The following is a 17,754-nucleotide window of genomic DNA, read 5'->3' as shown; positions in this document are numbered from 1 at the left end:
GTCACCGGCGACGTCGGCGGCCAGGTCCTGCCCTTCCTCTTCGGCTCCGGCAAAAACGGCAAATCCGTCCTGCTGGACGTGCTCATGAAGCTCCTCGGCGACTACGCCGACGCCGCCCCGCCCGGCTTCCTCATGGCCCGCCCCTACGAAGGCCACCCCACCGACCTCGCCGAACTTCACGGACGGCGCGTCATCGTCTGCTCCGAGGTCAAGCACGGCGACAAGTTCGACGAGGCCCGAGTCAAGCTGCTGACCGGCGGCGACCGCATCAAGGCCCGCCGCATGCGGCAAGACTTCTTCAGCTTCGAACCCACTCACAAACTGTGGCTGCTGGGCAACCACCGGCCCGAAGTCGGCACCGGCGGCTTCGCCTTCTGGCGTCGCATGCGCCTGATCCCGTTCGAGCGAGTCGTCCCCGACAGCCGCAAGATCGACAACCTGGCGGACATCCTCGTCACCGAGGAAGGCCCCGGCATCCTCGGCTGGCTCATCGACGGAGCCCGCCGCTACCTCGCCGGCGACCGCGACCTCACCGGACCCGAACGCGTCCGCATCGCCACCACCGCATACGCCGAAACCGAAGACCACACCGGACGCTTCTACGAGGAGTGCTGCACCCTCGGCCCCGACCTGCGCGCCGAACAGACCGCGCTCTACGCCGTCTACAAGACCTGGTGCCAGAATGAAGGCGCACCGGCCATGACCTCACGGGCGTTCGCCGCCCGCACCCGGGAACTCGTCGGCTTGGCCTCGCCCAAGGAGATGATCCTGTCCAACCAGCGCAAGCACTACCCCGGCATCGGCCTGCTCACCGACCAGGAGAGGGACCCCAGCACATGAGCTCCCTGATCACCGAGGACGAGATCAGCCACGAAGCCGACATCGTCTGGCTGGAGGACATCGACCACCTCGACTACGTACGCCAAAGCCTGGACCGCCTGCCCACCCGCAAGGCACGCCCGGCCTACCACCGCGACGGCCGCATGGTCGGCTACGCCCTCCTAGCCCCCACCGCCAAACCCTCCCGCGCCAGCGGCACCTTCCGCCGCCGCGTCTTCTGGCTCCTGCCCCACGACCGCGACAGCCAGCCCGAAGGCCTCTACGCCAAGAGCGCCCCCGCCGAAGCCGTCGACCCCCGCACCCTCGAACCCCGCATCAAGGGCTACAAGACCGAACGCTCCGAAGGCGGGCCGCCCTCAACCGCCATGCAGGAACTCGGCATAACACTGCCCCTGTGACAAGGCCTCCATGCCCTACGGAGCCGTCCATCCACGGGGACGACGTGGTCCGCACCTCCAGACACCGTCGGTACCCTAACGGACGGATCGCGAACCGCCGGTGCTTCTCACGCGTCGGCCGAGGTCACCGCGTTGCACCGTCGTGGGAGCAGCCACATGCAGCCCACGGCGGGTAGGGCCTGTTGTGGAGGCGTCGCAACGCTGCTCCAGGTGCAGGACACCCGCTCTTTCTCGCCCGTGCTGATCGTCCTCATTCTGTTGGAGTGTCAAATCGCCGATTTCAATCGCATGGGGACGGTGAGGGCACGCTCCGACGCAGCGGTACGGGTCCCGATCTGCGTCTTGGCCGACTACAGCATGGTGGCCGTCGTGGCGGTCGCCGACTCTCGCCAGATCCGCGTCCCTGTCGCGCTCGGCGGCCCGGCCCACGGGTGCCTGCACCGTCCAGCTTCTTCGACGTTGCCCAAGCCGCTCTCGCCAGGTTCAGCAGACCGTCTCGGCTCCTGTTTGCCCGTCGCGCGGTGTGCCCGTTAGTCGACGAGGAGCCTCGATCGTGTCGGGACCAGAGGCGAGGGTGGGATGATCCTCTCCTCTCCGGTACGCCTGGCGGCGCCACATTTACCGGATCGCACCGACGAGGAAGACGAAGGATCGATGATGCTGAGCGTGGGCCAACGGGTGCGGCTGGCGGTGGACCTCCGGTTGGCCGGGCCGGTGACCCCAGTCGAGGAGCTGGTTTCGTAAGCGAGAGCGGACAACGTTTGTCGACGGTTTCGGACAGCACTTTGGCGATCAACGCCGCAGAAATGGTGACGAGAACCGACAACGCTTTGGCCGCCTGCTAGGACGTCCTTGTCAGCCATGCTGGCACGTGGGGGCTGGCATACCCGCTGCCGCTGCGAGAGGCTGACCCATCACGGGTTGATCTTCACACGGAGGCTACGAGCTCATGGCAGCATCAGGGAACCAGCTCTTACCAGCAGCAGGTGCATACGAGATCGATCAGGCGGCATCAACGGTCCGCTTCGACACACGCGCCATGTTCGGGCTGCTCCCAGTCCGAGGTACCTTCGCCATCGGTCATGGCCGCATTACTGTGGCGGACCCGGCAGACGAGTCGTTGGTGCACGTCGTAATAGAGGCAGGAAGCTTCGAGTCGGGCAATCAGCAGCGTGACGACCACGTCAGGTCCTCTGACTACCTCGACGTGGCTCGGCATCCCGAGATCGGCTTCCGGAGCCAGCGTCTGGAACGATCCGACGCTGATGCCACTCTGTACGGCGAGTTGACCGTATGTGGGGTGACTCAGCCGATCGCCGTCACACTCGGCACGATTGCCCACGAGGACAAGCGGATAACGGCGAGCGGCACTACCACGATCGACCGGTACTCCTTCGGCATCACCAAGGCCAAGGGCATGACGGGCCGGCATCTCAAGATCACTTTGGAAGTCGTCGCGCACTGCTGAACCGATCGTGGTGCCAAGCAGCGCACGGATCAGCGTGACAATGATGAGGTCAGCCTGCGGCGTCCTGCGCTCGGGCCGCCCTGGTGCTGGCGAGCCGGTAGGACTCCGTGCCGGTCTCGATGATGTTCCCGCCGAAGGTGAGGCGGTCGACGATGGCCGCGCAGAGCCGCGGGTCGGTGAACGTCCTGGTCCACCCGCCGAACGATTCGTTGGAGGCGATGGCGACGCTGTTCTTCTCCTCGCGTTCGGTGAGCACCTGGAACAGCAGCTCAGCGCCCCTGCGGTCCAGCTCCATGTAGCCGAGTTCGTCTATGCATAGGAGATCGACGCGTCCGTAGCGGGCGATGGTTTTGGTGAGGACCTTTTCGTCCGCGGCCTCGACCAGCTCGTTGACCAGTTTGGTGGCGAGTGTGTAGCGGACCCGGAAGCCGGCCATGGCGGCCTCGGTGCCGAGCGCGATCAGCAGGTGGGACTTGCCCGTGCCGGAGTCGCCGATGAGACAGAGTGGCAGGCCCTTCTTGACCCATTCGCAGGTCGCCAGGGTGTGGATGACCGCGGCGTCGATGTTCCCGTTGGCCTCGAAGTCAAAGGTCCGCAGCGACTTCTCCCGCGGGAACTGCGCAGCCTTGATGCGTCGTTCGGAGCGTCGCCGGGCCCGGTCGTCACACTCGGCCATCAGAAGTTCAGCGAGGAAGCCGCGATAGGACATCTGGTCGCGGGCGGCGGCTTCGGCCAGGTCGGGGAACTGGGCCCGAATGGTTGGCAGCCGGAGCATGCGGCATGCCTGGTCGACGGCGGCGTCGGCGGCCTGTTCGGTCAGCCCGCGGTGGCGTTTGAGGGTCACGGCATCTCTCCCTGGATGGCGGGGCGATCGGCCGGCTGCCGTGCTCGCAGCAGCTGGTCGTAGGCCGCGACCGAGGGCGGCGGCCGGGTGTCGGGCGGCAGCTGGGCCAGCCGCCGTTCGGTCAGCGAGGTCACGTTCGTCCGGTCCGGCTTGGCCGGGACAAGATCCGCGACCTCGTCGGCTTCGGCCGCCTTCCGTGCCTCCAGGGCGACGGCGTCCGCGGTCAGGGCGCCGGCCCTGAGTGCGGAGGCAAGCCCGGCGACCAGGTGTTCGTGGGATGTGGGCCACCTGACGGCTGTGCTGTCAGGTGCCTCCCCGATGAAGCCGATAACTACAGCCACTCTGGTCAGCATGTACGTCAAGCCCGAGTGGCGTCGCGAGCAGATCGGCGCCCGCCTCCTGGCCGGCTTCATGGCTTGGGCCAAAGAGCAGCAGGCTCAGCGCGCCGATGTCACCGCCTACGCAAGCAACCCCGATGCCATCAAGTTCTACGAGCGGCATGGCTTCGCCGCGAAGTCGGTGGTCCTGGAAGCCGACTTGTAACTCGTTCATCCACACACACGTCGAAGAGCGCCCAGGCCGAATGGTGAAACTGGCAGACACGCGAAAGCCTGGAGCGCCCAGCGCTCCGGGCCTTCTGGCACGAGGTGCTCTCCACGTCGTGGCAAACGGCACCGGAAGCGTGATTGGACAACCCCGGCGCCGGTCGTCCTGCCCTCGCCGCGTTCCGTAACCGCGCCCGACCTGGTCGACGGCGATGTCGACCAGGCAGGAGCTCGTCCTCGAGGACCTGACCCGCAAGCAGGTCCTGGAGTGGCGCATGCGCCGTCGCTCGTGATCGCCAGGTGGTGTTCGACCACGTCGACCGCTACGGCCCGCCGGCTGTCACCCGGCGGTTCGTGGACCAGGTGCAGCGCCTGGCTGGCCTCGGGGACTGCTATGCCCCCTGAGGCGAGCATGAGCAGCGGCTATCCAGCGAGTTGGCACTCTCGGAAGTGCTTCCTCCCGCAAGTTATCGTCCACATGTTCTATTTAGGCGGTTCGGCCACCGCTCGGCAGGGTCGGTGGTCCCGCGGGGAGGGCCCGGAGGGACGGCGCGGTCCCGCCCATGTGACAGCACACGGGCGGGGTCAAGGGGCGGGGGGCCTCCACGGGGGTTTAGAGGATCACCGCCGTCACAGCATGGCGCTGGATTCGGCCAGGCAACAGGGTTGTGACTGGAATCAGCCACCTGACGGGTACGGGTACGTACCCGTACCCTTGAGGGATGGGAAGGAGCACGACGATGTCCGATGCCAACGTCCGTATCCCCGAGGAAGCCAAGGACCGGCTGGCCGCCATAGCTGCCGCTGAGGGTCTGTCGCTGCGCGCGTATCTCGCCCGTCTCGCTGAGACGCTGCTGACTCCGGCCGAGCGGGCCGAGCGGGCGGAGAAGGCCCGGGCCGCGCTGAAGGAGTGGAACGGCTACGCGCCGACCGCTGCCGAGGAGCAGGACCTGGACAGCGAGCTGGACCGGCGCCTGGCCCAGGTGACCAGCCAGTGAGCGACGCTGTGCACATCGTCCTGGACGACACCGCGATGGCCGCAGCCGGCCAGGGCAACGTCCTTGCTTCCCGTCTGATCCACCGTGCCCATGCCGAGTCGGGCTGGTTCCTGTACGCCCCGGCGTGCGCGTTAGTGGAAGCCGATCGCGCCCGGCCCGGCACGGCCGAGCACCTGGCTTCCCTGCCCGGCATCACCGTCCTCGATCTGGACCTGGCCGCCGCCCTGGCCGTCGCGCGTCAGGAGACCTGGGCCGCGGCCCACAGCCAGCACGCGGCGCAGCCCACCCCGGACCGTCCGGACGGCGCGATCATCGCGACCACGGCCCCACACCGGTGGGCGGGTGAACCAGTCCGCGTGCTGGACCTCACCCCCTGATCACAGCAACAGAGTCTGCGGGTTCCGCCGAATCCGGCGGGGCCTGCAGCGCTTGATCGGGTGGCGCGCAGGTGACTGCGCTTGGCGGTGACCAGGCGCCCCGCCACCACTGGAGCGCGGGCTGTTTTCATCGAGCTACCGTGCTGGTGAGGGGCAGCCCGAGAGGGAGGCCGGCCATTGAAGTGGGCGAGATCACCGCCTCGCGCACGCCCCAGCCATCAACGTGTTCATCGCCTCCGGCTACGACGACAGAGACGCCATCGACATGGCGGAGCCGCCGGGAAGACGCTTGCGCCAGGTCCTCGCCCACATCTGAGCGAAGCCCCCGTAGTCCGTCGCACGGCTTTCCGGCGAGAAACGCACCCACCAGCCACCACCTGGACGCCACAACTGGCGCGCTGGTCATCGAGCGGGGTGGAAGCTGCAGGTCACTGATGCCATCCTGCGCAAGCGGTCCGGCCATCGCTTGGCGTGGGCCGGGTTCATCGCGGCCACGTCGTCGATTCCGGCCGACTCCCTGGACCCGGAGTCGACGGTCTAGCGGCCTGAAAGGATGATCCCGGTCAAGGGGAGGGGATCTCACATGGGCTTCTATTCGGGCTGGTCCAGCGGCAGAGGCGTCTACAGCGGCTATCGGGCACGGCTTTCAGGGGGGACGAGGCGGGCCGCAGCGACCAGGCCCTCGCCGGCGCGAGCGGTCGGACGCACAGCGAACGACCTTCCCGAGTGGGTCGAGTTGTCATACTTCCTTACGGCGGCCTTGGTCTTCTGCGCTGGCATGGCGACCGCTGCGGTGTGGCTGTGGATCAGTACGGTTGGCTACTTCGACAGCCTCGCGGGGAGGCTCACGCTCATCACCTTGCTCCTCATCCCGGCCGCGATCGCAAGCGCCATCGCGGCCATCGCCGCTGGGCTTGCGGCACCCATCGTCGTCGGCCTGGTGAAAGCTGTTCTCGCCGTGGTGCGTTGGATCAAGCGACAGCGAGGGACGGTGTGAAGGGCAGTTGTGGCAGTGGGACCGTTTTCCGTGGGAAACGGGTCCCCTCTTTGGTCACCGTCCGGCGCGCAGGTGCGCCTGACGGGCGATGACCAGGCCCCGCCAGCGGCTGCGGATGTCCTGTTCACCGTCGAGCCACCGGGCTGCGGAAGCTTGATCGACAGGCAGGTCGGCCATGAACTGGGCGATGTCGACGAAGTAAGCATGATCGTCGTCGGACGTCATTTCTCGTAGCCGGGTGATGGTGGCGTGCAGTGCGGTGTGGTCGTCGAGGACGGCCTGGTGGAATGCGCAGGCCAACTCGATCGCGGGCGTCAGCGAGGTGAGGCCGGCGATGTCGAGTTCGGTGCGCACCGTGGCGACCTGGTCGTCGACGCTGTCGCCGCCCGCGTCGCGGACGGCCTGGTCGTCTCCACCCGCGCCCGCTTCGGCTTCACCGCCGCCGCAGGCACCACCGATGACGCCCGGATCCGCGACATCACCCAGGCCCTGCCGCCCGAGTTCGCGGACCAGCTGTTCACCGCCCGCGAGCAGGGCGCCACCGAGCAGCAGCTCCAGCAGATCGCGGCCGACGGCCTCGCACAGATGTACTTCCGCGCCAACAACAGCCGCGCGCACGGGCTGGGCGTCGAGTTCACCGACGTGGAACGGCTCGACATCGAATTGTGAACGCCAGCCCGTGGCCTGGGCCTCCGACCTCTTGTGACTGAGCAGTTCAGTTGGCGAGTGAGCAGTCGACATGGCGGGGTGAGTGTTCACCGCCGTCGCCAGAATTCTGCGGCCGCTGGTTTGCCTCCATAGCGCTGCGGATGCGCGGCGACCGGGCAGAACCGACTCTGGAGAGATGAGAGTCCCGCAGCCCTCTCATGATCCCGTTTCGGCGCGGTGAGAGCGGCCGTGCGCATGGACCGCTGACCACGCCTCCGGCACCCCACGGAGATCGACTCCGGGCTGCCGGCCTCCGCGTCGGGCCAAAGATGCGTGTCGTCGGTTCGGAGGAACAACTGCACTACATGTCTTGATAGGTCAGCGTCACGAACTTGGCCAGGCCGCCGGGTACGGAGAGGTGAGCCTTCAGAGCCGTACGGCTGTGGCCTTCTGATCAGTTACCTCTACCCGATGCGTTTTCATGAACTCGCGTATGAGGTCGGAGTTCGAGCCGTCGGCGAGGCCTTTCGGCAGCTCAATTTCCGTGATAAATCGATCCCGATCCGTCGCCAAGCCCGGAGCTGGTACATTCGAAGGGCAGCTAAGCCCCTCATAGATCCTGCCTTCGGCGTCATGGACAACGAAGAATCTCATCCTGGGATCCCCTCATTCAGGAACGATCATGGCGATATAGAATTCGAAGGCGTGGAGAGCGTTGTAGGCATGCGCATTGGTGACGCTGAAGTTGACCCCAAGATAATTACTCGATTCTTTGACGACGTGGAGGTCGGTGACGCGCACGGCCTGGACGTCCGCATGCTGCCTCGCAACGGCTGTAACGGTCAGGGAACGAAGTTCTTGCTTAGAACCCTGGACCGGGCTAAGGATCCTTTCCGCAAAGAACTTACTTTGACCCGGATCCAATGGTTCTGCAGTGTCGTTATCAGGCCAGGGATAGGGCCCCATGACCACAGTCCTTCTCGAAGTCACTTGCCCAACATAGTCTGATGTCACATCAATCTCCCCTCTTTTTGAGGCCGGAATCCATCATTCGCGGACCCTCATGGCGATCCAGTAATTAAAAAACTCGACAGGATTCGTTGCGTGGACATTGGTAATGATGAAGTTGACGCCGATCACTCCATCGGGCATGGTGATGACGTGGAGGTCAGTAACGCTCATAGCGCCCTCCAGGACTTCTTCGGCATATTCATCGGGCGCAGCCACTGTGACGGTCAGAGCTTGAAGGATTTGCGGGTAACCGTCTATCGTCTCAAGGATCCTGTGCGAACGAACGACATGATGGCCTGGAAGTAGGTTACCAGGCGAATACCACCCATAGGGACCGAGGAGAATTACCCTTGTCGAGACCCTTTGTGCGACATCAGCTTGTGTCACCTCAATCTCCCCTTTCAGGTAGTGTTGAATTTTCTCCACTTAGCGTTGAAGTCGCTCCGGGTTCCATCGCCGGCAGGTTATTCAGGGGTAATCATGGCGATGTAGTAATTGAACTCGTAGAGAGTGTTTGAGGCGTGAAAGTTAGTGACATTGAAGTTGACCCCAATGTATCCATCGGGTTCCGTGACGATGCTGAGGTCGGTGACACCCACGGCTTGGACGTCCGCATGCTGACTTGCAGTAGCTGTGACGGTCAGGGACCGAAGGACTTGCGCGGCGCCATGGACCGGGCTAAGGATCCGAGCCGCAAAGAATTTACTTTGTCCCGGAAGTAGTGGTTCCGCAGTGCCGCCAGACCAAGGATAGGGTCCGAGGATTACTGCCTTTCTTGAAATTTCTACCGGCGTCACCTCAATCTCCCCTCTTGATAGGAAACCGCGGACGTTCACTATCTCCAGTGAACCTCTGAACGGGCTCCTCCGCACCTGAAGCGGACATCATTGCCCTCGGATCCACCTATCGCGCCCTCCAGGGCCAGGGAGAGGGCGAGTCGAGGTCTCTGCCGGTCCTTGGAGTCGCGGATATGGACGGTGGGGGCGAGGGTGACCTCGACGCAGTCGCCGCGGCTGCCAGCGCGGTACCCACGCGGTCTGTGGAGGGTCACAGCACCTTCACGTCCGGTGCGGTGGATGCCACCGCCTGAAGTGCTCAACCCGCCAACTGGAGTGGTCAGTCACACCTCTGTGATTGGGCTTCAGCGGGCGGATGCGTGGTCGATCTGGCGAGTCGAGCGCGGACCTGGATTCGTGCCGCCTTCACATCGTCGGCTGGCTCTTTCGGCGACGGCTCGCGGACACCGGGATGTCTGCAACGACGCACCTCACTCGAACGAGTGACGGCGGATCGGTTGTGCGCACAGACGGCCGCCCGTGGCGACTTGCGCTTCGCGGGATGCCCACGCAGTGCCGAGGTCAGTGTGAGCTGTGCCACGAGTCCGACGGTTCTTGAAATGTGAACTTTCGCCCTTAAGTCAGTCGCCGCAGCTCACGGCCGATTTTCGAACTCGCAGACTAACTCCGCAATCACGTTCCGTTTATGTTGAGGATCGCAGAGTCACGGTTTTCTGGAGGGTGCTTGAGTTTCAGGACCCGAAAAACGCCAGGGTGGTGCGTGAGGGCCCCACTCAACGGGGCCCTCACGCGGGCGAGTTGGCCTGCGTCCGAACCTGCCGGCCTCGACGGAGAGGAACCGGTGTTCACCGCCTGGAGGACTGCATGGGCAACGGCGACGTCACCACTGACGTATCGCCCCAGGACGGCGGCCACGGCCAGCCCGTCCAGGCCCCGCCCGATCTGCCCCTCGACTTCGAGGGCTTCTACCTAGGGCACCAGGAGTTCTTCCACGACTTCGCGGAGATCCACCTCGGCAGCCGCCGCACCGCCGAACACGTGGTCCATCAGGTGTTCCTGGAAATCCTCGGAGGCTGGGACGAGTTGCTGCAGCAGGGCGACCTCGAACAGCAGACGCTCGCTGTGCTGCACCGCGGCGTCACCCGCCGTCTTGAAGAAGACGGACGTCCGCCGGCGTTCCTCATCAACGGCCCGATAACGCAGAACCTCGAGGCGGTCCGCAGCCAGCTGGAGCTCAGCCGCAGCGCCGGCGGCCTGTACGAGGCGGTCCTGGAGCTGCCCACCCGCCAGTTCACGGTGATCGTCCTGCGCCACCTGCTCGGCTACCCCACGAAGCGGATCGCCCGCTACATGGGCCTGGACACCCGCACCGTCGACTACCACGGCCGCAAGGGCAAGGAACGCCTGCGTATCCGGCTGGGACTGCCCGCGGCCCCCGGCAAGAACAAGAAGGGGACAGGACAGTGACCGCCATTGATGAGCTTCTGGCCGACGCCCGTATCCCCACCGCACCGCGTGACGCCTTCGACGTGGGCGCCGCCCTGCGCCGCCTGGCCGTCGATGCGGCCGCCGTCGCGGCCAAGCCGCACCCGGACACCGTCCGCGCCGCCCAGGCCGGGCAACGGCTGTCGGTGGTGTGCCGTTGGATCCTCAACAAGCCCGACGCCGCCGACCACGTCGACCGTCTCGCCCAAGAACCTGAGATGCTCACGGACGACCGCCACCTGGACGTGGACGGTGCCCTTGTCTTCGCGTGCCTGCTCCACCTGACCGACCACCGCGAGAGCGCCCAGTTCTGGTGGCAGCTCGCCGCTGGGGCCGGCCACCGGGCCGCTGCCTACTGCCTGCACCTGCACCACCTCTCCCTCGGCGAGACCCGGGAAGCACGGCACTGGCTTCACGAGGTCACCGATGACGTCCTCGACTCCGACGCCCCCGACAGCACCTTCCTCGCCACCTTGGAGGCCGTCGCAATGTACGTGCGCAGGACCGGCTCCAGCCTCGCGAGCGCTCCCTCTGGGGGCCTCGAGATGGAAGTCGACCGTCTGGCCACCGCGCAGGCCGACTCGTGCATCATCGTCCGGCGCCCCGACCAGCGCCTCGCCGACCAACTGCACGACTTCACCCGGCGCTGAAACCGACGCGCCCCGCACGCGCCGGCTCGATCCGCCGGAGAGTGGTTTGCGTATCTGGGAGCGGAGTCGTAGCTTCTGCGGCCTCAGCGATCCAGAGCGCCTATGGCGGATCTCGCGGGCCCACGCCTGCAGGCCGTCGGCCGTAGGTCTTTTGGGCCATGAGGTTCGGGGTTCAACCAAGGCTAACGGGTGCTTCGTTGAACTGAGTGTCAGAGCCGCATCACTCGAGTGTTTCACCACGCAAAAGGAGCCCTGGGTCCCAACAGGTTCCTAAAGGTTGTCCCGCAATGATCGACTGACTTGGCATGGTCAGCATCGAGGATGCCCACCTTGGGTGGGCCTAACCGGCAAGTGCGAGGTTGTACAGGCGGGCGATGCCAAGCATCGCGTGATGAACGCCGTCGCCTTTCAATCGGCAGTCGCGGAGGATCTTCCAGCTCTTCATGCGGGCGAACGTGTGCTCGACACGGGCACGGACCCTGCGGTGTGAACGGTTGTGCTCCTCTTTCCAGGCCAGGAGTTCGGCCTGGCCTGGTTGACGGCGGTGCGGGATCACCAGGCCAGTTCCGCGGTAGCCGCCGTCAGCGATCACCGTGGTGTTGCCGACGGCAGCCTTCGCTCCGGACAGCTCCCATGCCGTGCAATCGTTGCGGTTGCCGGGCAGAGGCCGGCCGACTGTGACGACGAGCCGTGTATCGGCGTCGATGACGACTTGGTGGTTGGTGGAATACCGGTAGTTTTTCGACTGCTCGGCCACCGTGTGGTCGCGTGTGGGGACCAGGGTGCCGTCCACGATGAGCACGGTGTCCTTGCGGAACCGTCGGCGCGGCCGTAGAGCGAGAAGTGGCGCGAGGTGGTTGATGATCCGGGCGGCCGCAGACTTCGAGATTCCGAACAGCAAGGCGAGTTGGCGCAGCGTCAAGTTTGTGCGCCAGTACGCTGCTACCAGCAGGACGCGGTCCGGCAGGTGCAGGCTCCAGGGCCGACCCCGGCGGATCATGTCCGCCCCCTCGTGGCGCAGGGCGGTCACCAGTTTGCCGAAGCAGCGCGGGCTCAGCCCGGTGAACGGGCCTATCCAGGACGGCTGTGACGCCGTGATCAAACCAGCCACAACGCGATCATGGCATCACATCGGCCGGGGACAGATGCTCTCCTTCTTCTCCAGGTCAAAAAGGTGGTTCGCTGCTGCAGTCGCCCGCCCACAGGTCCTCGTTTTGCTCGTCGGGCAGCGAACGCGTCTCTTGTCTCCAGGACTTGAGGCCACGGCCGGCGCTGAATCGATACGAACGATTGCCGCTGGAGGCCAGCACATCACGGACCAGCGGTGTGAGAAGGGCACGCTGCCCAATGAGCTCCGGGGCGTCCAGGAGCGGAACAGCCGCAGCAAGGGCTGCTTCCTGAACAGCAAGGTCCGGAGCGTGGAGGAAAGCAGAGACGGCCTGAAAGAGGTCGGGACGCAGGGCCCGGATCTGGACGGACTCCGGATGCTCGTCCAGGCAAAGCCCCACGCGCGCCATGTGGGTCTCTGCCTCACTGTCGACCTCGGTGGCCACCGACTTGACCCAGTCCAGCAAGGCGGCGCGCAACGGAAGGACCCGGCCGTCGCGGTCGGCCACCAGGGTGCCCGTGCGCGGGTCCCTGAGGATCTTCGCCACATATACCGCCGCATGCACGGTCGCTGAGTAGATCGTGTTCTGGTGATGCACCGGATCGTCGAGGTGACGCAGAGCCCTGGCCTGCGTGCCGACGTCATCCGCCAGCAGGCCGGCCAGCAGAGCAGGCGTTCCTGCGGCCGTCCCACAGGCATGTTCGAGCGAAGCCCAGTCGGTCCCCGCCAGTAGATCCCGCGGGTCTGGCAGCAGACCGTCAACGTCCGTGATCGTCACGCATCGAGTATGGCTGTTGCTCCCACGACTGCCCCAGCCACCTCATGCACATAGCGGGACAGCCTTTAGCGGCCCTCAGAGCTACCGAGTAGCGCACAGAACAACACTGATGGAATTGAATCTTCAGCCGGAGTGAGGCTCACCGCGGTGCTCTTCCTCCTCTACAGCGATGATCCGTGCAACCACCTCGTCAATCTCAGCAAGGAGATCCGGCAGATGGGTAGAGTGCCGAGGTCTAGCAGAGACCACTTGTTCGACCATCAGATTTGACGCCAGCTCAAGGTGGGTCCCGTTCAGATCTGCCCCCTCCAGACTGGCGCCAAAGACGTATGCCCACAGATAGGCACCGGTCAGGTTCGCATTTTGCAGGTGGGCGCCGTACAGGACCGCGGCCTGCAGGCGTGCTTCGGTCAGGTTCGCCGTTTCCAGGTGGACAGCAGTCAGGGTCGCATTCTCGAGATGGGCCTTGGTCAAGTTCGCGCCCTCGAGGTGGGTCTCGTGCAGGACTGCCCAGTCGAGGTGGGCCTTGGTCAGGATCGCCTTCTCCAAGCGGGCGCCGGTCAAGTCCGCCTTCTCCAGGTCGGCCTCGTGCAGGATCGCCCCCTGCAGGCGGGCGTTAATCAGGTTTGCTCCGCGTAGGTATGCCCAAGACAGGTTGATCCGGAATGGCTCATCGCGGCCTTCTGGTCGACGGCCTAGCACGGTCAGCGCTGCCTGGACCGGTTCGGCTGGGCTCGTGGGTTCCATAGCCGGTCTGCCGAGGTTTCTGGGCGCTGGCGCCGAGTCCGGCATTCCGGCGCGAAGGCGTCGGCGCGCGAGTCGCAAGCGGTCCTGGGTCGAGAGGGGCTTGGCCGGCACAAGTGCGTGTTCGCGGACGAATGCGGCGAGAACCTCCACAACAGTGGCGTGGTCGCACGGCGAGTCCCGCATGATCCGTTCCAGAGCGTAGATCCCGCCGAGCTGCTCGACCGGCTTGTTTGAGGCGAGTTGGCCGACGGCTTTGGTGTATCGGTCGGTGACCTGCCCGTCTCGGGTCAGCTCCGTCTGCTCGCGGTCCCTCTCCCGGGTGTGCTGCAGAGTGCGGTGGGTGTAGAGAATTCCGATCGCGGCCAGGGCTCCGGCGCCGATCGCTACTAGGGCTGTGCGCACTCCGGATACCGTGGTTGCTACCGGCTGCGTCAGATTCTTGAGGTAGTGGTCGTCGATCCACCAAGGCACTCGCCACACGGCGGCTCCCGCCGCCGCGATCGCGGCAATGACTGTCAGTCCGTACCACACCGGAACCAGGCCACGCCGGCGCCACCATTTCTGGTCCGTGTTCATGCCGCTCAGCACAGCGTCTGCTCGGCCAACCGGTCGTGCGGCTCGACTCCGCGCGGCGAAAGACCACCTGGATGGGGTGCACGTTAAACGGACGTGTCGGTGTGGCACGGTTCTTGCCGGCATCTCGAATAGCGCACGGCTAGAACACGGCCTCTTCACCAGTAAAACGCTTCGCGCAGGTAACTTACCCCCGCCCTAGGAGATATCCAACCACAGCTAGTAGAACGGTGCTGACGATGGACACGTAGGCAATCAAGAGATTCAACAGCTGCTCGCGCGCCTGGCCGTTAGGTGCTGAAAATCCTTGTACCGATTCGAGCTGTGCTTCCCGTCCCATGAGTCGCTCCCCGGCTGAGCCAATTGTCCAGGAGGCCGTCACGTCCATTGCACGCCCCGGTTCTGCCCCGACGGTGCGGCGCATCAGTCTCGACACGATGCGCCGTGTGTGTTCCGCCGCAACGCTAATCTTTTCAATTAGGTCGTTGTATGTGCCGAGAAAACTGCCGAGCGCAGCTAGGATCACCAGAACTTCGACACTGTGCCCCATCTTGATCACAAGCGGCTCTACTGTGATGTTCGCTGAGGGCCCGAGCTCTTGGTAGACAGCCTGGTAAATCTCCTCATGAACCTCCTCCGACACGTGGGAAATCCCGCGTGCGATAAGTCTTTCCAGAGTGACGGTGTTGACGTCGCTCTCGGGCCGATCGGGCTCGGCAAGGTGAGCCTCAATGCGGATCCGAATCCTTGCGAGCTCCCCCACCAGTGGCTGACTGTGACCGGACTCTGAGCCTGACCCCTCTGGCATCCCGCGGCGTCCTCTCGGGAATGAGCGTCATCGGACGCTGCACATGAAGATCATGAAAGCCGCTGGGCGGGCAGCGGGCAACTTGAGCGGTCTGGCCAGCCGCTGCCCGCGCACCGCTGGCGCAGGTCTGTCACTGGAGCAGCTTGCTGCACACGTAGATGTGCCAAGCGAGGAACCACCCGCTCGGGAGTTACTCCATCTGACCAGTTACCTCCGCAAGTAACGCGAATAGCGCACGGTCAGAACACTGCCTCTTCACCAGTAGGGGACGCCGGGGCCGGCCCGTGAGGTAGCAGCCGGCCTCGCCACGGTCGTATGGGGGATGGCGTCCATTCTGGCGATGCGAGGCCTCAACCTGCGATCGATCGCGTCGCAAAGCGTGGTCGTCTCCAAGGACTCCTAACGTCCGTATGAGGTGGCGCCGCTTCCAGCGCGGACGTTGAACTTGGCCTGGCATTCCGGTTCATGATCGGTTACGGCGGTGACAGCGCAGGGCAGTGCCTGTCTTTCCGGCGAGCAGGATGCCGAGGTTGACCACAGCGTCGGCGTCTCCGGCGTCCGCGGCGAAACAGCCCCGTTGAGCGCCGCGCCGGCGTCTCCGGCGTTCGCAGCTTGGCGGTACGCCCCTTCGGCCTCCTGACACCGCCCTGCCTTCGCAAGCAGACCACCGAGGTTGAACGCCGCGCGGGCGTGCCCGGCGTCTGCGGCCCGGCGGTAAAACTCCTCGGCTTCCTCGACCCGCCCTGCCTTCGCGAGCAAGATGCCGAGGTTGACTGCGGCGGCTCTGCGGAGGTGGCGATGAGCCGTGACGCGCAGCTGGCGTACCGGCCGATGACGACGGGGCTGGACCTGCCGCGAGATCTGGACCTGTCGGACCGCGAGCGGGCGCTCAAGCAGCTGGCCATCTCGTCGGAGAACGAGCGCTACGCCCGCTGGGCGAAGAGTGCCGCGCCTGCCGAAGCCGGAGTGACTGCGCACCGGCGGCCCGGGCCCGCCGCCAAGCAGGGGAAGACGAGGTAGCACGGTTGCCGAGGTTGGGGTGCCGCACGTCTGCGGCACCCGTTGCCCCGTGAGCGCCATGGTGGTCGCCTCGTACAAGCAGGGGTTCAAGGTGCCGGTGGTAGCAGCCAGCCTGCGGGCACGATGAGCCCAGGTGGCATGGGGGCGCCTGTTGCAGGGAGCAGATCGAGTGGAAAGACGATCCCACCCGCGCCGCCGAAGTGGACCGTGCCGCCGGCGAACGTCACCCCGCCGAAGTGGACCGTGCTGCCAGAGAACCTCGCTCCGTCGAAGTGGACCGTGCCGTCGGGAAACGACGCGGCGCGGAAGTCGACCGTGCCGCCGGCGAACGTCGCGACGCTGAAGTCGACCGTCGTGCCGCCGGCGAACGTTGCGGCGTTGAAGTCGACCGTCGTGTCGCCAGAGAACGTCGCGGCGCTGAAGTCGACCGTGCCGTCGGAGAACACGGCGCCCCTGAAGTGGACCGTGCCTCCGGAAAACCTCGCGACGCGGAAGTGGACCGTGCCGCCGGAGAACGTCGCCATGTCGAAGCGGACCGTGCCGCCGGAGAACGTCGCACGCATGAAGCGGACCGTGCCGCCGGAGAATCTCGCCCCGCCGAAGTGGACGATGCCGCCGGAGAACCTTGCCCTGTCGAAGTGGACCGTGCCGCCGGAGAATCTCGCCCCGCCGAAGTGGACCGTGCCGCCGGAGAACGTCGCCCCGCCGAAGTCGACTGTGCCGCCGGAGAACGTCGCCCCGCCGAAGTCGACCGTGCCGCCGGCGAATCTCGCGCCGCCGAAATCGACCACGCCGCCGGAGAACGTCGCCCCGCCGAAGAAGACCGTGCCGCCGGTGAACGTCGCGCCGCCGAAATCGACCATGCCGCCGGAAGACTTCACGGCACCGAACTTGACCTTGCCGCCGGAGAACGTCGCTTCGCGGAAGTCGACCCTGCCGCTGGCGAACGCCGCCCCGACGAAGTCGACCGTGCCACCGGAGAACGTCGCGCCGCTGAAGTCTCCTCCGTCGAAGGTCACGCCCGTGAAGTCGAGATCGTGTCCTTGCCACGAGTCGTGATGCTCGATGGACAGGCGGAGGTGGTCGCGGATGAGTCGGATGATGGTGTGCCGGACTTCGCGCAGGGCAAGGTAGGCGTGGCGGGCTCCCGCATCGTTCGCCGGTAGGTCGTCTTCGGCGACGTAGGGCAGGCGGAGGTAGGCGCACAGGACGTCGATGCAGGTCTGGCGCAGCTGACGGGTGGGGGCGTCGTCTGCGAGTCCGGCCAGGGCGTGTACGCCGCCCAGGCGGACAGCTTCGGAGGCGTCGCCGAGCTGGGAGACGGCGGTGGTGAAGCGTTCGGTGTGCAGGCGGGTGGCGTCGCGCAGGGCGCCGTCCTCGTCGACGCGCTGGCGGCGGTAGGCCACGACCAGGGCGACGAGGGCGCCCGCGCCGGCGACGACGCCGAAGGCGAGTTTGACCAGGTCGAACAGTGTTTTGGAGTCGATGCGGCGTTCGGGCTTCAGCTCGTGGACGTCCAGGAGGTTCCAGCCGGCGTAGAAGACGGCCGAGGCCGCCAGGACCGCGGTGGTGAAGGCCAGGATCAGGACGGGGCCGACGGGCCACAGGCGCAGGCCGCGCCGTTCGCTCTGGCGTCGGGGCGGGCGAGGGCTCATGACCGAC

General features: G+C 65.7%; 22 protein-coding genes. 10 read left to right on the top strand and 12 right to left on the bottom strand.

Annotation, left to right across the window (positions count from 1 at the left end; translation table 11 throughout):
- The 3 genes from ACZ7DE_RS39695 to ACZ7DE_RS39685 all read left to right on the top strand — a co-directional run.
- Positions 1-840 (top strand): DNA primase family protein (locus tag ACZ7DE_RS39695; protein WP_470769295.1); only part of this gene is annotated, 840 nt, incomplete at its 5' end.
- The gene (locus ACZ7DE_RS39690) at positions 837-1,238 is read left to right on the top strand and encodes a DUF6009 family protein (RefSeq protein WP_470769294.1); all 402 of its coding nucleotides are present in this window, start codon (positions 837-839) and stop codon (positions 1,236-1,238) included. The genes ACZ7DE_RS39695 and ACZ7DE_RS39690, both read left to right, overlap by 4 nt.
- Before the next feature lie 949 nt (positions 1,239-2,187).
- Entirely contained in the window at positions 2,188-2,706 is a 519-nt protein-coding gene (locus ACZ7DE_RS39685; RefSeq protein ID WP_060905622.1) for a YceI family protein, read from the top strand.
- Between the two features lie 49 nt (positions 2,707-2,755).
- Here the strand turns inward: ACZ7DE_RS39685 and istB are convergent, their stop codons facing one another.
- Together istB and ACZ7DE_RS39675 are read right to left on the bottom strand one after the other, a co-directional pair.
- Positions 2,756-3,550, bottom strand: a complete 795-nt coding sequence (istB, locus tag ACZ7DE_RS39680; protein ID WP_060905623.1) for an IS21-like element helper ATPase IstB — start codon at positions 3,548-3,550, stop codon at positions 2,756-2,758.
- Positions 3,547-3,891, bottom strand: coding sequence for a hypothetical protein (locus ACZ7DE_RS39675; RefSeq protein WP_470769291.1), 345 nt, complete (start codon positions 3,889-3,891; stop codon positions 3,547-3,549). The genes istB and ACZ7DE_RS39675 overlap by 4 nt, the downstream gene beginning before the upstream one ends.
- 10 nt (positions 3,892-3,901) lie before the next feature.
- Between ACZ7DE_RS39675 and ACZ7DE_RS39670 the strand changes: the two genes are divergently transcribed.
- From ACZ7DE_RS39670 to ACZ7DE_RS39655, 4 genes are all read left to right on the top strand, one after another.
- Complete coding sequence (locus ACZ7DE_RS39670; RefSeq protein WP_470769289.1) at positions 3,902-4,093, top strand: GNAT family N-acetyltransferase; 192 nt, start codon at positions 3,902-3,904, stop codon at positions 4,091-4,093.
- A gap of 742 nt (positions 4,094-4,835) precedes the next feature.
- On the top strand, positions 4,836-5,093 hold the full coding sequence (locus ACZ7DE_RS39665) for a hypothetical protein (protein WP_389780944.1): 258 nt from the start codon (positions 4,836-4,838) through the stop codon (positions 5,091-5,093).
- The gene (locus tag ACZ7DE_RS39660) at positions 5,090-5,470 is read left to right on the top strand and encodes a PIN domain-containing protein (RefSeq protein WP_470769287.1); all 381 of its coding nucleotides are present in this window, start codon (positions 5,090-5,092) and stop codon (positions 5,468-5,470) included. The genes ACZ7DE_RS39665 and ACZ7DE_RS39660 overlap by 4 nt, the downstream gene beginning before the upstream one ends.
- Before the next feature lie 778 nt (positions 5,471-6,248).
- Positions 6,249-6,467: a hypothetical protein gene (locus ACZ7DE_RS39655; protein ID WP_470769285.1), complete on the top strand. Its 219-nt coding sequence runs from the start codon at positions 6,249-6,251 to the stop codon at positions 6,465-6,467.
- A gap of 54 nt (positions 6,468-6,521) precedes the next feature.
- Here the strand turns inward: ACZ7DE_RS39655 and ACZ7DE_RS39650 are convergent, their stop codons facing one another.
- From ACZ7DE_RS39650 to ACZ7DE_RS39635, 4 genes are all read right to left on the bottom strand, one after another.
- Positions 6,522-7,226 (bottom strand): hypothetical protein, encoded by a 705-nt coding sequence (locus ACZ7DE_RS39650; RefSeq protein ID WP_470769283.1) that lies wholly within the window; start codon positions 7,224-7,226, stop codon positions 6,522-6,524.
- 555 nt (positions 7,227-7,781) lie between these two features.
- Complete coding sequence (locus ACZ7DE_RS39645; RefSeq protein WP_470769281.1) at positions 7,782-8,081, bottom strand: hypothetical protein; 300 nt, start codon at positions 8,079-8,081, stop codon at positions 7,782-7,784.
- Between the two features lie 81 nt (positions 8,082-8,162).
- Positions 8,163-8,552, bottom strand: coding sequence for a hypothetical protein (locus ACZ7DE_RS39640; protein WP_470769279.1), 390 nt, complete (start codon positions 8,550-8,552; stop codon positions 8,163-8,165).
- 409 nt (positions 8,553-8,961) lie between these two features.
- A complete protein-coding gene (locus ACZ7DE_RS39635) occupies positions 8,962-9,177 on the bottom strand; it encodes a DUF397 domain-containing protein (protein ID WP_470769277.1) in 216 nt (71 codons plus the stop codon).
- A gap of 610 nt (positions 9,178-9,787) precedes the next feature.
- On the opposite strand from ACZ7DE_RS39635, the gene ACZ7DE_RS39630 reads away from it, so the two are divergent.
- Positions 9,788-10,390, top strand: coding sequence for a sigma-70 family RNA polymerase sigma factor (locus ACZ7DE_RS39630; protein ID WP_470769276.1), 603 nt, complete (start codon positions 9,788-9,790; stop codon positions 10,388-10,390).
- Positions 10,387-11,058 (top strand): hypothetical protein, encoded by a 672-nt coding sequence (locus tag ACZ7DE_RS39625; protein WP_470769275.1) that lies wholly within the window; start codon positions 10,387-10,389, stop codon positions 11,056-11,058. The genes ACZ7DE_RS39630 and ACZ7DE_RS39625 overlap by 4 nt, the downstream gene beginning before the upstream one ends.
- 340 nt (positions 11,059-11,398) lie before the next feature.
- Here the strand turns inward: ACZ7DE_RS39625 and ACZ7DE_RS39620 are convergent, their stop codons facing one another.
- The 5 genes from ACZ7DE_RS39620 to ACZ7DE_RS39600 all read right to left on the bottom strand — a co-directional run bounded on the left by ACZ7DE_RS39620 (position 11,399) and on the right by ACZ7DE_RS39600 (position 15,831).
- Positions 11,399-12,169, bottom strand: coding sequence for a transposase (locus ACZ7DE_RS39620; RefSeq protein ID WP_470769243.1), 771 nt, complete (start codon positions 12,167-12,169; stop codon positions 11,399-11,401).
- Between the two features lie 55 nt (positions 12,170-12,224).
- Positions 12,225-12,944: a hypothetical protein gene (locus ACZ7DE_RS39615; protein WP_470769242.1), complete on the bottom strand. Its 720-nt coding sequence runs from the start codon at positions 12,942-12,944 to the stop codon at positions 12,225-12,227.
- 123 nt (positions 12,945-13,067) lie between these two features.
- The gene (locus ACZ7DE_RS39610; RefSeq protein ID WP_470769273.1) at positions 13,068-14,267 is read right to left on the bottom strand and encodes a pentapeptide repeat-containing protein; all 1,200 of its coding nucleotides are present in this window, start codon (positions 14,265-14,267) and stop codon (positions 13,068-13,070) included.
- Positions 14,268-14,451: 184 nt separating this feature from the next.
- The gene (locus ACZ7DE_RS39605) at positions 14,452-15,027 is read right to left on the bottom strand and encodes a hypothetical protein (protein WP_470769271.1); all 576 of its coding nucleotides are present in this window, start codon (positions 15,025-15,027) and stop codon (positions 14,452-14,454) included.
- 444 nt (positions 15,028-15,471) lie between these two features.
- Positions 15,472-15,831 carry a hypothetical protein gene (locus tag ACZ7DE_RS39600; protein WP_470769269.1) on the bottom strand — a complete coding sequence of 120 codons (360 nt, stop codon included), beginning with the start codon at positions 15,829-15,831 and terminating at the stop codon, positions 15,472-15,474.
- 39 nt (positions 15,832-15,870) lie between these two features.
- Here ACZ7DE_RS39600 and ACZ7DE_RS39595 point away from each other — a divergent pair, with 39 nt between their 5' ends.
- Entirely contained in the window at positions 15,871-16,092 is a 222-nt protein-coding gene (locus ACZ7DE_RS39595) for a hypothetical protein (protein WP_470769268.1), read from the top strand.
- A gap of 86 nt (positions 16,093-16,178) precedes the next feature.
- Here ACZ7DE_RS39595 and ACZ7DE_RS39590 read toward each other — a convergent pair whose 3' ends face one another.
- The gene (locus ACZ7DE_RS39590) at positions 16,179-17,747 is read right to left on the bottom strand and encodes a pentapeptide repeat-containing protein (protein ID WP_470769267.1); all 1,569 of its coding nucleotides are present in this window, start codon (positions 17,745-17,747) and stop codon (positions 16,179-16,181) included.
- Between the last annotated feature and the right edge of the window lie 7 nt (positions 17,748-17,754).

The sequence above is a fragment of the Streptomyces sp. NPDC037083 genome, from assembly GCF_055606485.1.
Note: the sequence above shows the minus strand (reverse complement) of the source record. Positions and strands in the feature narration are given on the sequence as shown.

Excerpts from the sequence above, each read along its gene's own strand:
- ACZ7DE_RS39690 (WP_470769294.1), top strand. The coding sequence starts at position 837 with ATGAGCTCCCTGATCACCGAGGACGAGATCAGCCACGAAGCCGACATC.
- ACZ7DE_RS39685 (WP_060905622.1), top strand. The coding sequence starts at position 2,188 with ATGGCAGCATCAGGGAACCAGCTCTTACCAGCAGCAGGTGCATACGAG.
- ACZ7DE_RS39670 (WP_470769289.1), top strand. The coding sequence starts at position 3,902 with ATGTACGTCAAGCCCGAGTGGCGTCGCGAGCAGATCGGCGCCCGCCTC.
- ACZ7DE_RS39665 (WP_389780944.1), top strand. The coding sequence starts at position 4,836 with ATGTCCGATGCCAACGTCCGTATCCCCGAGGAAGCCAAGGACCGGCTG.
- ACZ7DE_RS39655 (WP_470769285.1), top strand. The coding sequence starts at position 6,249 with ATGGCGACCGCTGCGGTGTGGCTGTGGATCAGTACGGTTGGCTACTTC.
- ACZ7DE_RS39645 (WP_470769281.1), bottom strand. The coding sequence starts at position 8,081 with ATGGGGCCCTATCCCTGGCCTGATAACGACACTGCAGAACCATTGGAT.
- ACZ7DE_RS39630 (WP_470769276.1), top strand. The coding sequence starts at position 9,788 with ATGGGCAACGGCGACGTCACCACTGACGTATCGCCCCAGGACGGCGGC.
- ACZ7DE_RS39610 (WP_470769273.1), bottom strand. The coding sequence starts at position 14,267 with ATGAACACGGACCAGAAATGGTGGCGCCGGCGTGGCCTGGTTCCGGTG.
- ACZ7DE_RS39595 (WP_470769268.1), top strand. The coding sequence starts at position 15,871 with ATGAGCCGTGACGCGCAGCTGGCGTACCGGCCGATGACGACGGGGCTG.
- ACZ7DE_RS39590 (WP_470769267.1), bottom strand. The coding sequence starts at position 17,747 with ATGAGCCCTCGCCCGCCCCGACGCCAGAGCGAACGGCGCGGCCTGCGC.